General features: G+C 73.3%; 10 protein-coding genes and 1 riboswitch. Of the genes, 3 read left to right on the forward strand and 7 right to left on the reverse strand.

Annotated elements, in window-relative coordinates; translation table 11 throughout:
* Positions 1–35: 35 nt before the first annotated feature.
* Positions 36–1,190: a cobalt-precorrin-5B (C(1))-methyltransferase gene (locus IE269_RS28540; RefSeq protein ID WP_189826054.1), complete on the reverse strand. Its 1,155-nt coding sequence runs from the start codon at positions 1,188–1,190 to the stop codon at positions 36–38.
* Positions 1,191–1,210: 20 nt separating this feature from the next.
* On the opposite strand from IE269_RS28540, the gene IE269_RS28545 reads away from it, so the two are divergent.
* Positions 1,211–1,963 (forward strand): cobalt-precorrin-6A reductase, encoded by a 753-nt coding sequence (locus IE269_RS28545; protein ID WP_189826055.1) that lies wholly within the window; start codon positions 1,211–1,213, stop codon positions 1,961–1,963.
* Between the two features lie 71 nt (positions 1,964–2,034).
* On the opposite strand, the gene IE269_RS28550 is transcribed toward IE269_RS28545, so the two are convergent.
* From IE269_RS28550 to cobG, 3 genes are all read right to left on the reverse strand, one after another.
* Complete coding sequence (locus IE269_RS28550; protein ID WP_189826056.1) at positions 2,035–3,555, reverse strand: precorrin-2 C(20)-methyltransferase; 1,521 nt, start codon at positions 3,553–3,555, stop codon at positions 2,035–2,037.
* A gap of 2 nt (positions 3,556–3,557) precedes the next feature.
* The gene (locus tag IE269_RS28555) at positions 3,558–4,184 is read right to left on the reverse strand and encodes a precorrin-8X methylmutase (RefSeq protein WP_189826057.1); all 627 of its coding nucleotides are present in this window, start codon (positions 4,182–4,184) and stop codon (positions 3,558–3,560) included.
* A gap of 61 nt (positions 4,185–4,245) precedes the next feature.
* Positions 4,246–5,529, reverse strand: a complete 1,284-nt coding sequence (gene cobG / locus IE269_RS28560; protein ID WP_189826058.1) for a precorrin-3B synthase — start codon at positions 5,527–5,529, stop codon at positions 4,246–4,248.
* A gap of 97 nt (positions 5,530–5,626) precedes the next feature.
* A riboswitch (cobalamin riboswitch) is annotated at positions 5,627–5,761 on the forward strand.
* A 62-nt stretch (positions 5,762–5,823) separates the two neighbouring features.
* Here cobG and cobN point away from each other — a divergent pair.
* Positions 5,824–9,423, forward strand: a complete 3,600-nt coding sequence (gene cobN, locus IE269_RS28565; RefSeq protein WP_189826176.1) for a cobaltochelatase subunit CobN — start codon at positions 5,824–5,826, stop codon at positions 9,421–9,423.
* A 22-nt stretch (positions 9,424–9,445) separates the two neighbouring features.
* Here cobN and IE269_RS28570 read toward each other — a convergent pair whose 3' ends face one another.
* Entirely contained in the window at positions 9,446–10,261 is an 816-nt protein-coding gene (locus tag IE269_RS28570; RefSeq protein WP_189826059.1) for an NAD(P)H-binding protein, read from the reverse strand.
* Positions 10,262–10,332: 71 nt separating this feature from the next.
* Here IE269_RS28570 and IE269_RS28575 point away from each other — a divergent pair, with 71 nt between their 5' ends.
* Complete coding sequence (locus tag IE269_RS28575) at positions 10,333–10,764, forward strand: winged helix-turn-helix transcriptional regulator (RefSeq protein ID WP_189826060.1); 432 nt, start codon at positions 10,333–10,335, stop codon at positions 10,762–10,764.
* A gap of 15 nt (positions 10,765–10,779) precedes the next feature.
* Here IE269_RS28575 and IE269_RS28580 read toward each other — a convergent pair whose 3' ends face one another.
* Both IE269_RS28580 and IE269_RS28585 read right to left on the reverse strand, forming a co-directional pair.
* Positions 10,780–12,273: a PH domain-containing protein gene (locus tag IE269_RS28580; protein ID WP_189826061.1), complete on the reverse strand. Its 1,494-nt coding sequence runs from the start codon at positions 12,271–12,273 to the stop codon at positions 10,780–10,782.
* Positions 12,270–12,788 (reverse strand): PH domain-containing protein, encoded by a 519-nt coding sequence (locus tag IE269_RS28585; protein WP_189826062.1) that lies wholly within the window; start codon positions 12,786–12,788, stop codon positions 12,270–12,272. The genes IE269_RS28580 and IE269_RS28585 overlap by 4 nt, the downstream gene beginning before the upstream one ends.
* Between the last annotated feature and the right edge of the window lie 38 nt (positions 12,789–12,826).

A 12,826-nucleotide genomic window follows, 5' to 3' on the forward strand; every position in this document is an offset into this window, starting at 1 on the left:
GGGTGACGTAGGTGACACAAGTGCTCCCGCCCCGCTCAGCGCACCTCGCTGCGCCCCACGATCGTCCCCGCCCGGTCGATGCAGATCACGTCCACCGCCACCGGCGCTCCCCGCAGCACCGTCAGCGCCTCGTCCCGGGCCGCCACCGCCACCAGGTCGCCCAGCGGGACTCCCCGCGCCTGGCACAGCTGGAGGGCCGCAAGCCCCGTGTTGGCCGCGGCCACCTCCGCCGCCAGCGACGCGTCCGCCCCGCCCCGGCGCGCCAGCTCCGCCAGGAAGCCCTTGTCGACCTGCGAGCGCGCCGAGTGCAGGTCCAGATGCCCCGCCGCCAGCTTCGACAGCTTGGCGAAGCCCCCGCACACGGTCAGGCGGTCGACGGGATGCCGCCGTACGTACTTCAACACCGCCCCCGCGAAGTCCCCCATGTCGAGGAGGGCGATCTCCGGCAGCCCGTACTCGGCGACGACCGTCTTCTCGGACGTCGACCCCGTGCACCCGGCCACGTGCCGGTGCCCGGCGGCCCGCGCCACGTCCACCCCCCGCCGGATCGAGTCGATCCACGCCGAGCAGGAGTACGGGACGACCACACCCGTGGTCCCCAAGATGGACAGCCCGCCCAGAATCCCCAGCCGCGGATTCCACGTGGAGCGGGCGATCTCCTCGCCGTTGTCCACCGACACCGTCACCTCGACGTCACCGGTGCCCCCGTGCGCGGCAGCCACCAGCGCCACATGGTCGCGGATCATCTGCCGCGGCACCGGGTTGACCGCCGCCTCACCCACCTCAAGCGGCAGTCCGGGCAGCGTCACCGTGCCGACGCCGGGACCGGCGCGGAAAACGACGCCCGAGCCCGGCGGCAGCCGCCGTACCGTCGCCCGTACGAGAGCACCGTGCGTGACATCGGGGTCGTCGCCCGCGTCCTTGACCACCCCGGCCATCGCCGTCCCGTCGCCCAGCTCCTCCACGGCGAGCGCGAAGGCGGGTGTCTGGCCGCGCGGCAGGGTGATCGTCACCGGGTCGGGGAACTCGCCGCTCAGCAGCGCCGTGTACGCGGCCGTGGTGGCCGCCGTGGCACAGGCCCCGGTCGTCCAGCCGGGCCGCAGACCGGTGTGCTTGAGTTGGGCGGTGCGCCCGCCCTCGGCCCCGGAAGCTCCGGAGCCTGCGGCGCCGCTCTTGTTCTTCTCGCTCATGTCACCCATGGATGGACCCGATGCACATACTCGTCCTCGGCGGTACGACGGAGGCCCGCCGCCTCGCGGAACTGCTGGCTGCCGAACTGCCCACCACCAGGGTGACCAATTCGCTCGCCGGACGGGTGGCCAGCCCGAGGCTGCCCCCGGGCGAGGTCCGTGTCGGAGGTTTCGGCGGAGCCGACGGACTGGCCGCGTGGCTGCGTACCCACGAGGTGGACGCACTCATCGACGCCACCCATCCTTTCGCCGAGACGATCAGTTTCAACGCGGCCGCCGCAGCCGCGAAGGCCCATGTTCCCCTGCTGGCACTCCGCCGGCCCGGCTGGACGGCGGCCGAGGGCGACCGCTGGCACCCGGTCGGCTCACTCACCGAGGCGGCGGCAGTGCTCCGCGCCCTGGGGGAGCGGGTCTTTCTGACCACCGGCCGGATGGGCCTGGCCGCGTTCGCCGCACTGGACGCGCAGTGGTTCCTGATGCGGTCGGTCGACGCACCCGAGGCCCCGTACCCTGCCCGGATGGAGGTGCTGCTGGAGCGCGGCCCCTTCACCCTCGACGGCGAACGCGACCTGATCCGACGCCACCGCATCGACGTCCTGGTCACCAAGGACAGCGGGGGAGCGGCCACCGCCCCGAAACTGACCGCCGCGCGTGAGGCCGGAATCCCGGTGGTCGTGGTGCGCCGCCCGCCGGTGCCGGACGGTGTGCCGGTGGCGGACACTCCGGAAGCGGTGCTCGCCTGGCTGACAAGCGAGCACCGGCCCCGGAGCTAGCGTGCACCGGCCCCGGAGCTGGCGAGCACCAGTTCCGGAGCTGGCGAACACCGGCCCCGGAGCCGAGAGGGTCAGGCCTCCGGGTAGCGGCGTGGCGTCCAGACCACCTGTTCGCCGCTGCCACCGCGCCGTACCCACTGCGTCTGCGACGACCCCACCAGCAGGATGGTCCGCATGTCGACCTCCTCCGGCACGAGGTCCCCGAGCCGCACGGTGCGCACGCTCTCCGTGGGACCGCCGACGTCCCGACCGAGCACCACCGGAGTGTCCGGCGAGCGGTGTTCGAGCAGCAGGTCCTTGGCCTTGCCCACCTGCCAGGTACGGCTGCGCGAACCCGGGTTGTACAGCGCCAGCACCAGGTCGGCCGACGCGGCGGCCCGCAGCCGCTCCGCGATGACCTCCCACGGCTTCAGCCGGTCGGACAGCGAGATCGTCGCGTAGTCGTGGCCCAACGGCGCACCGGCCTTGGCGGCAGCCGCGTTGGCGGCCGTCACACCCGGCAGCACCCGTACCGGAACCTCCGCGTACTCCTCCTGCGACGCGACCTCCAGGACGGCCGTCGCCATGGCGAAGACGCCCGGGTCGCCGCCCGACACCACGGCCACCCGGCGCCCGCGCCGGGCCAGGTCCAGGGCGAACTCCGCGCGCTCCGACTCCACCTTGTTGTCGGAGCCGTGCCGCACCTGCCCCGGCCGCACCGGCACCCGGTCCAGGTACGTCGTGTACCCGACCAGGTCGTCGGCGGCGGTCAGCGCACCCCGCGTCTCCGGCGTCAGCCACAGCGGCCCGGCGGGCCCGGTGCCGACCACGACGACCTCACCGTCGCCCGCGGAGGGTTCCACGGGTGCCGCGGTGTGCGCCGAACCGATCCGGCTCGGCAGCACCGCGACCGCGAAGTACGGCACCGAGTCGGCGTCCACGTCCGCCAGTTCGCCGGTGCGCTCGCCCTCCATCGTCGCGCGCTCCACGTACCGGGCCTCCGCCAGCCGCCCCGACGCCTCGAAGGCGCCGCGCACGGCCGGGAACGTACGCCCCAGCTTCATCACCACGGCGGCGTCCGTGGCGGCCAGACGTGCCGTCAGCTCCTCCTCGGGCAGTGTGCCCGGCAGGATCGTCAGCACCTCCTCGCCCTCCACCAGCGGGGTGCCAAGACGTGCTGCGGCGGCGCTCACCGATGTCACACCGGGGATCACCTCGGTGGGGAAGCGGTCCGCGAGCCGCTTGTGCATGTGCATGTACGAGCCGTAGAAGAGCGGGTCGCCCTCCGCGAGCACCGCGACGGTGCGCCCGGCCTCCAGATGCGCCGCCAGCCGGGCCGCGGCTTCTTCGTAGAACTCCTCCATCGCCGCCCGGTAGCCGCCCGGGTGGTCGGTGGTCTCCGTGGTGACCGGGTAGACCAGCGGCTCCTCGATGTGGTCCTCGCGCAGGTGCCTGGCCGCGATGGACCGGGCGATCGAGCGCCCGTGCCGGGCGCTGTGGTACGCCACCACGTCGGCGCCGGCGATGACCTCGACGGCCCGCACCGTCATCAGGGACGGGTCGCCGGGGCCGAGCCCGACGCCGTACAGCCGTCCCGTGCTCTGCTCGCTCACGCTTACTCTTCCTCGCTGGCGATCGCGTTCAGGGCGGCGGCGGCGATCGCGCTGCCGCCGCGGCGGCCGCGCACGATCAGGTGCTCAAGACCCGACTCGTGGGCCGCCAGGGCGTCCTTCGACTCGGCCGCGCCCACGAACCCGACCGGCACGCCGATGACGGCCGCCGGACGCGGCGCACCGGCCTCGATCATCTCCAGCAGGCGGAACAGCGACGTCGGTGCGTTGCCGACGGCGACGACGGAGCCCTCCAGGCGGTCGCGCCACAGCTCCATGGCCGCCGCGCTGCGGGTCGTCCCCAGCTCCTTCGCCAGGTCCGGCACCGACGGGTCCGACAGGGTGCACACCACGTCGTTGTCAGCGGGCAGCCGCTTGCGGGTGACACCGCTGGCGACCATCTGCACGTCGCACAGGATCGGCGCACCGGCACGCAGCGCGGCACGGGCGTCGGCCACCACGTTCGGGCTGAAGCCGATGTCCCGCACGAGGTCGACCATGCCGCAGGCGTGGATCATGCGGACCGCGACCTGACTGACGTCGGCGGGCAGACCCGCCAGATCCGCCTCGGCGCGGATCGTGGCGAAGGACTGGCGGTAGATCGCCGGTCCGTCCTTCTCGTACTGGTGCACTGTGCTGTCGCTCTCTTCTGCGGACGGGCGGGAGGGGAAAACGGAGTATCGGAGTACGGGATCAGGCGCGGGCGGCGGCCACGGCTGCGGGCAGCGCTGGTGATGCGACGACGACGGGCGCGGTGCGGGACTCCCCCCGTACGACGGACACCTCGTGCCCCTCGGGGGTGGCCACGACGTCGACCCGGTCGCCGTGCGGGTGCCCGCACCGGCGGGCGCAGCCCGACCAGTAGACAGGAAGCGCCCCCACGGGGCCCACGGCGGCCCCCGCCAGGGCCCGCACGTCGGACAGCGACTTCGCGCAGCCGGGGCGCCCGATGCACGCCCCGACACCGCTCCAGGGGGAGTCCGGGCCGGTGATCAGCCCGGCCGCGCTCAGGGCGGCGAGCAGCGCGGCGGCCCGCTCCGGTGCGACACCGGGGACGACGACGCCGCGCCACGGCGTCAGCCGCAGGGTGTTGTCGCCCGCCCTGCGCGCGGTGTCGGCCAGCAGCCGCCACTGTGCTGCGGTGATACGTCCCAGGGGCGCCCCCACCACCAGTGCCGCCGTATGTCCGGTGACCACACCCGGTGCGGGCGCAGCGGCCTCGTGCGGTGGCACCGGAGCCGGTGCGAGGGGCGCGCCCAGCTTCCGTACCACCTGTGCGAGGAGCGCATCCGGCCCCTGCGGCAGTTCGGCGATGCGCCAGGTGCCTGCGTCGGGGGCGCTGTCCAGAAAGGTTTCGGCAGCCACCAGGGCCGCATGCGCCGCCCGCGCACCAGGGACGCGTACCGCATCGGCGGCAGCGCCGACGCGCAACAGCGCGTCACCGTTGTCCTGTGCGAGGAGCGTCACGTCCGCCCCGAGGGCGTCCACGTCGCCGCGCCCGTCGTCGAGCGCGAACAGGAAGCGCCCCGACAGGGACACGGCGCGCTCGCTCGCGCACAGCAGCGCGTCCAACTCCGCCAGCCACGGGCCCACATCGGCGTGCCCGAGGCCGTCGAGACCCGACAGCGGGGAGGCCACCAGATTGCGTACGCGTTCGTGGCGCGCGGAGGGCAGCAGTCCCGACTCGCCGAGCCGGAGCGCCAGTTCGCCGCCGCAGTCGGCGGGCAGGGCGCGCAGCTGGGCGTTGCCCCGGGAAGTGAGGTGAATGTCACCCTCGCCGAGCCGCCCGGCCAACTCCCCGAGCACATCCGCCTGCTCCGCCGTCACGATCCCGCCGGGCAGGCGCACACGCGCCAGCGCCCCGTCGTCCGCACGGTGCAGCCGCAGGGATCCGGGGCACGCGTCACCACGGGTGCGCGGGGAGTTCTCGCCGGAGGCCGACGGCGAAGAGGCGGGTGGGGGCATGGCGGCGAGCATACCGACCCAAGGCCGACTCCTGTTCGACTGCCGGGTGCCGCCGACTTGACCCAGGGCTCTAATATGCCTGGTGGCGGGCCATGCGGTCCGTCGCGTCGTCCTCTCGGGGGCGGCAGTCGTCACCGAAAGGCGACAGGGGAGGAAGCCCGGTGCGATTCCGGCGCGGTCCCGCCACTGTGAGCACGGCCCACCGGCCGGGCGAGTCAGGAACTCCCTTCCGTAGCTTCTCGACTCCGTTCGAGCAGTCCGAACACCGCCCGGGGCGTGGACACCCCGAGGAAGGCCCGACGCCGCATGATCCTGCTCCTGTCGACGTCCGACACCGACCTGCTCAGCGCCCGCTCCTCGGACGGACCGGTCAGCTACCGCTACGCGAACCCCTCCCGCCTCGACCTCGCGGACCTGCCCGCCCTCCTGGAGGGCACCGACCTCGTCGTCGTACGCCTCCTCGGCGGCGTCCGCGCCTGGCAGGAGGGCCTCGACCAGGTCCTTGCCACCGGACGGCCCGTCGTCGTCCTCACCGGCGAACAGGCCCCCGACGCCCAGCTGATGGCCGCCTCCACCGTCCCCGTCGGCATCGCCGCCGAGGCGCACGCCTACCTGGCGCACGGCGGACCCGCCAACCTGGAGCAGCTCGCCCGCTTCCTCTCCGACACCGTGCTCCTCACCGGCCACGGCTTCGAGTCACCGGCGCCGGCGCCCTCCTGGGGCCCCCTGGAGCGCACCGCCCGCGAGGGCGTCGAAGGCCCCACCGTCGCGGTGCTCTACTACCGCGCCCACCACATGAGCGGCAACACCGCCTTCATCGACGCCCTCTGCGGCCAGATCGAGGAGGCGGGAGCCCGCCCGCTGCCGCTGTACGTCGCCTCCCTGCGCACACCGGAGCCGGAGCTCATCGAGGAGCTGCGCGCCGCCGACGCCATCGTCACCACGGTGCTCGCGGCCGGCGGCACCCGCCCCGCCGAGGCCTCCGCCGGCGGCGACGACGAGTCCTGGGACGCGGGCGCCCTCACCGGCCTCGACGTGCCCATCCTCCAGGCGCTGTGCCTGACCAGCCCGCGCGCCGCCTGGGAGGAGAACGACGAGGGCGTCTCCCCGCTCGACGCCGCCACCCAGATCGCCGTACCCGAGTTCGACGGCCGTCTGATCACCGTGCCGTTCTCCTTCAAGGAGATCGACGAGGACGGCCTGCCGTCGTACGTCGCCGACACCGAGCGCGCCGCCCGCGTCGCCGGGATCGCCGTGCGCCATGCCCGGCTGCGGCACATCCCCAACGCCGAGAAGAAGCTCGCGCTCGTCCTGTCCGCGTACCCGACGAAGCACTCCCGCATCGGCAACGCGGTCGGCCTCGACACCCCCGCCAGCGCCGTCGCCCTGCTGCGCCGCCTCCAGGCCGAGGGCTACGACTTCGGCACGGAGGAGGTCCCCGGCCTCGTCTCCGGCGACGGCGACGAGCTGATCTACGCCCTCATCGAGGCGGGCGGCCACGACCAGGAGTGGCTGACCGAGGAGCAGATGGCGCGCAACCCCGTGCGCATCCCGGCCGCCGACTACCGGCGCTGGTTCGCCACCCTGCCCGCCGAGCTGCGCGAGTCCGTGGAGCAGCACTGGGGGCCCGCCCCCGGCGAGATGTTCGTGGACCGCTCGCAGAACCCGGAGGGCGACATCGTCCTCGCCGCCCTGCGGCGCGGGAACCTCCTGATCCTCATCCAGCCGCCGCGCGGCTTCGGCGAGAACCCGATCGCGATCTACCACGACCCGGACCTGCCGCCCTCGCACCACTACCTCGCCGCCTACCGCTGGATCGCTGCCTCCGCCGACGACAACGGCTTCGGCGCCGACGCGATGATCCACCTCGGCAAGCACGGCAACCTGGAGTGGCTGCCCGGCAAGAACGCCGGCCTGTCCGCCGCCTGCGGCCCCGACGCCGCCCTCGGCGACATCCCGCTGATCTACCCGTTCCTGGTCAACGACCCGGGCGAGGGCACCCAGGCCAAGCGCCGCGTGCACGCCACCCTGGTCGACCACCTGGTGCCGCCGATGGCCCGCGCCGACAGCTACGGCGACATCGCCCGCCTGGAACAACTCCTGGACGAGCACGCCCAGATCGCCTCCATGGACCCGGCGAAGCTGCCCGCGATCCGCGCCCAGATCTGGACGCTCATCCAGGCCGCGAAGCTCGACCACGACCTCGGCATCGAGAACCGGCCGGAGGACGAGGGCTTCGACGACTTCATCATGCATCTCGACGGCTGGCTCTGTGAGATCAAGGACGTCCAGATCCGCGACGGCCTGCACGTCCTCGGCGGCGCCCCCGAGGGCGAAGCCCGCGTGAACCTGGTCCTGGCGATCCTGCGCGCCCGCCAGATCTGGGGCGGTACCGCTTCCCTGCCCGGCCTGCGCGAGGCCCTCGGCCTCGACGAGTCGGCGGCGAAGCGCACCGACGCCGACGCGATCGAGGAGCAGGCGCGCGGCCTCGTACAGGCGATGGAGGACGCGGACTGGGCCGTGGAAGCCGTCGCGGGCGTCGCTGCGGGCCACCCGGCCGCCGTCGCCGACATCCTCGACTTCGCCGCTCGCGAGGTCGTCCCGCGCCTGGCCGCCACCACCGACGAACTCGCCCACGCCGTCCACGGGTTGAACGGCGGCTTCGTCCCGGCGGGCCCCTCCGGATCCCCGCTGCGCGGTCTCGTCAACGTCCTGCCGACCGGCCGCAACTTCTACTCCGTCGACCCCAAGGCCGTGCCCTCCAAGCTCGCCTGGGAGACCGGCCAGGCCCTCGCGGACTCCCTCCTCACGCGCTACAAGACCGACAACGGCGAATGGCCCACCTCCGTCGGCCTGTCGCTGTGGGGCACGAGCGCCATGCGCACGGCGGGCGACGACATCGCCGAGGCGTTCGCGCTGCTGGGCATCCGTCCCGTCTGGGACGACGCCTCGCGCCGTGTCACCGGACTGGAGCCCATCCCCGCCGAGGAGCTGGGCCGCCCCCGCGTCGACGTCACGCTGCGCATCTCGGGCTTCTTCCGCGACGCGTTCCCGCACACCATCGGCCTCCTCGACGACGCGGTACGCCTCGCCGCCTCACTGGACGAGCCCGCCGAGGTCAACTACGTACGGGCGCACACGCAGGCCGACCTCGCCGAGCACGGCGACGAACGCCGCGCCACCACCCGCATCTTCGGCTCCCGCCCCGGAACGTACGGTGCGGGCCTGCTCCAGCTCATCGACTCCCGCGACTGGCGCACCGACGCCGACCTCGCCGAGGTCTACACGGTCTGGGGCGGCTACGCCTACGGCCGCGAACTCGACGGGCGGCCGGCCCGCGAGGAGATGGAGACGGCGTACAAGCGCATCGAGGTGGCGGCCAAGAACACCGACACCCGCGAGCACGACATCGCCGACTCCGACGACTACTTCCAGTACCACGGCGGTATGGTCGCCACCGTGCGCGCACTGAAGGGCAAGGCCCCGGAGGCGTACATCGGCGACTCCACCCGCCCCGAGACGGTGCGCACGCGCACCCTCGTGGAGGAGACCTCGCGCGTCTTCCGTGCCCGCGTCGTCAACCCCAAGTGGATCGAGGCGATGCGCCGCCACGGCTACAAGGGCGCCTTCGAGCTCGCCGCCACCGTCGACTACCTCTTCGGGTACGACGCGACGACCGGCGTGGTCGCCGACTGGATGTACGACAAGCTCACCGAGACGTACGTCCTGGACCCGACCAACCGCGAGTTCCTCAAGGAGGCCAACCCCTGGGCGCTGCACGGCATCGCCGAGCGCCTCCTGGAGGCCGAGTCCCGCGGCATGTGGGCCAAGCCCGACCCGGCGATCCTGGACGCGCTGCGCAAGGCGTACCTGGAGACCGAGGGCGACCTGGAGGGCGACGAGTAGGCGTTCGCCGTACGGGGAGGCGCTAGGCCGCGGCGAGCGCCTCCCCGTACACGTCGAGGGCGGAGCGCGGGGCACGCCCGAGCAGGGTGCGCAGCGCACCGCGCTCGACGCCCGAACCGTCCAGGAAGCCGCCGGCGACGGCCGCGTAGGTGCTCATCAGCATCGGCACCTGGAAGGGGAGTGCCTGGCCTGCGGCTATGAGCGCCTCCCTGGTGCGGGCCAGGGAGGTCGGTTCGTACGTCCCGCCGGTCGCCGCCGCCAGGTCCGCGCCGCCGAGCGCCTCCTCGCCGACGAGCTCGTACACGCGCCCCGCGTGCTGTGCGGGGGCCGCCGCCACCAGGGCCGCCGCCTCCGCCAGGTCCTCGCGCGCCACTGCGGCCAGGCGGCCCGCACCCAGGGGTGCCGCGATCGTGCCGTCGGGGCCGGGGGCGGCGATCGCCGCCAGGAACTCGGCGTACAGACCGTTGCGCAGGATCGTCCAGTCCAGCGGGCTCTCGCGCAGTCGGCGCTCGGTCCAGCGGTGGGCTAGCGCATACGTCAGGTGGTCGCCGTCACCGCTGAGGCTCGTGTAGACGACGTGCCCCACCTTCGCCTTCTCGGCCGCCGAGATCACCGAGTCGTGCCGGGCGATCACCACGTCGTCCTCGCCGTAGCCCGCCGAGATGAGCAACAGGGTGTCCACGCCGGTGAGATCCAGGGACGCGGGATCGTCGAAGTCGATGCGCCGCTCGGACGGCGAGCGGGGGGTGCGGGTGCCGAGGACGACGTCCTCGCGCGGCGCCAGCCTCGTCGCGACGAGCTGTCCGAGAGCGCCGGTGGCGCCGGTGACCAGAATCATGGAAGTGCCTCCTGAGTGGTGTGTGGTTCCATCCTGGACAGGAGAAACCGATCGCATAAGGAGGCACTTTCGTGTCAGTAGGGCACACCGCGGTAACCACCCCGCCCGCCCCCGGCGACCCCGTCATCAGCTGCGACACCCCGCAGGACGAGTGCGGTGTGCGGGACGTCCTGGACCGGCTCGGCGACAAGTGGTCCGTGTACGTGGTCGTCGAACTCGCCGCGGGCGTACGGAGGTTCAAGGAGCTCCAGCGGGCCGTACCCGGCGGCATCTCGCAGCGCATGCTCACTCTCACCGTGCGCCGTCTGGAGCGCGACGGGCTGGTGCACCGCACCGTGCACCCGACGATCCCGCCGCAGGTCGAGTACGAGCTCACCGAGACGGGCCACAGCCTCACCCACCTCGTCAAGGCGCTCGCCGACTGGTCGATCGCCCACCGCCCGGCGTTCACCGCGTCCCGGGCGGCCTGGGACGCGGCGCACCCCGACTCCGAGATCCGCTGACACCGGCACCGGTGCTCACGCGGGCTCCAGGAACTCCTCCAGGATTCCCGGGTGCGCCGCGCACGCCAGTGCCAGTGCGGCGCCGGGCTCCATGTCGCGTACGTGATAGCCGTGTTCACCCGCCGCCACGGCGGCGGTGAGCGTGACCAGGCCCGCCCGGCGGGTGAACGGCGACGTCGTGAGCGTCCACGCGGAGATCGCTCTGCGTTCGAGCGCGAGGGTGTCCCGGCTGAACGTGCCGGAGCGCACCAGCAGATGCGGCCCTGCGAGGGCATGGCCGAGGCTTCGGTACGCGTCCCGGGCCAGCAGCACAGTCACCGCTGTCGTCACGAGCGCGTACACCCACGCCAGATGCAGCAGTACGGGAGTGAACAGCGCACCCAGCACAAGGAGTGCCACGCTTCCCGGCAGCACCGCGAACAGCAGCCCCCGCACCACCCTGCGCCGTAGCGCCACCCTTGGGTGCGGGGTCAGTGGCACCCCGTCGAAAGGGTGCTCGTCGCGAGCACCGGAACCGGTGAGCGTTCCCACGGCGACCCGCAACGCCTCGTGCCGGGGTGCGGGCGGCACCAGTGCACCCCGTGCGTGGGCCTCCTCGCTGCTGCCGAGGCCGCCTGCGACAGCGGTCGCGCTCGCACCACCGGCGGCGCGCAGCAGGAGGGGTTCGCGCAGGAGCACTCCGTGCAGGCGGCTCCGTTCGAGGGCGACCGACCGGGTGGTCAGCAGACCGCGGCGCACCGTCAGGGTGTCGGCGTCCGTCCAGGCGGCCCGGTAGCCCCACCAGTTCTCCACGTACAGCACGAGTGCGCCGACCGAGCCGAGGGCGAGCACCGCGACCAGGGCGGCAGGCACCGTCAGCCACAGTGCGCTGCGGCCGAACTCGGTGAAGGCGTCCTGCACGAAGCCCACCCGCCACAGTTCGATGCCCACACCGTCCAGCACCCGGTACACCGTGCCGGCCGCCACCCCGACCCCGCCGAGCACCCAGAAGGTGAGCGGTGCGTACCGCAGCCAGCGCCAGTCGACGCTGCTCAGCTCGGGGTTCGCGGCCCGTCCAGGGGTGGCGCGGGCGAGCAGCAGCGTGCGCAGGCGGGCGGCCTCCGCGCGGGGCACCGCGTTGAGCACCGTCTCGGCGCCGCCGGTGCCGGACGCCCGCAGCACGGTGAGGCCGAGCAGGCGGTGCAGCGGGGTGGCCGTCAGATCCACACCGCGTACGCGCGACAGCGGCATCGTGCGCAGCGTCCGGCTGAAGACGCCGCCGCGCAGCTCGAACGCGTCCGAGGTGACGCGGTAGCGCGTACGGGACCAGCGGAGATGCCCGATCCCGGTGATCGCCGCGAAGGACACGGCGACCGCCGCAAGGGTGAACAGAGCGCTCGGCGGAAACCGACCCCCGGTCGCCAGCGCCGTCAGGGTGGTCGAGCCGAGCGGCGGCAGGAGCCATCCGCAGTGCACCAGCAGGGTGCGTGCGTCGGGACGCAGCCAGACGTCCGGGGCCGGTGCGCTCATGCGGCATCACCGACGGTGTCCTGCGCGGCCCGCCCGAGGTGCTCGGCGAGGGTGTCGGCGTCCGCGTCGGACAGGCCGGAGATCCGGATGTTCCCGGCGGTGGAAGCGGTGGTGACGGTGAGCGTGGTCAGCCCGTACCGCCGTTGCAGCGGCCCGCGCAGCGTGTCGACGGTCTGCACCCGCGACAGCGGGGCGACGCGCCGCTTCTGCCAGAGCCAGCCGCCCGCCGTGTACAGGGAGTACGTGCCGACCTCCCACGCGTGCACGGCGTACCGGCGGCGCGGCATCAGTACCGCGTACGCGCACGCCGGGGCGACGAGAACGACCGCCAGCAGCGGCAGCAGCCAGGGCAGCGCACCGGCGAAGAACAGCAGACAGAGCGCGAGGAGCGTCACTGCCGTGAGCAGCATCGGGCCGCTCACCGTGAGGAGCGCCTGGGCGGTCCACCAGCGGCGGGCCCGGGGGTCGACGGGGTGACGGGGCGGTCGCAGGCGCGGCGGACCGGCGAAAGACATGAACACGCTCGTTTCAAGTCAACTGTATTGGATGTCGA

The organism is Streptomyces spiroverticillatus, from assembly GCA_014650415.1.
GTDB classification, from domain to species: Bacteria; Actinomycetota; Actinomycetes; order Streptomycetales; family Streptomycetaceae; genus Streptomyces; species Streptomyces spiroverticillatus.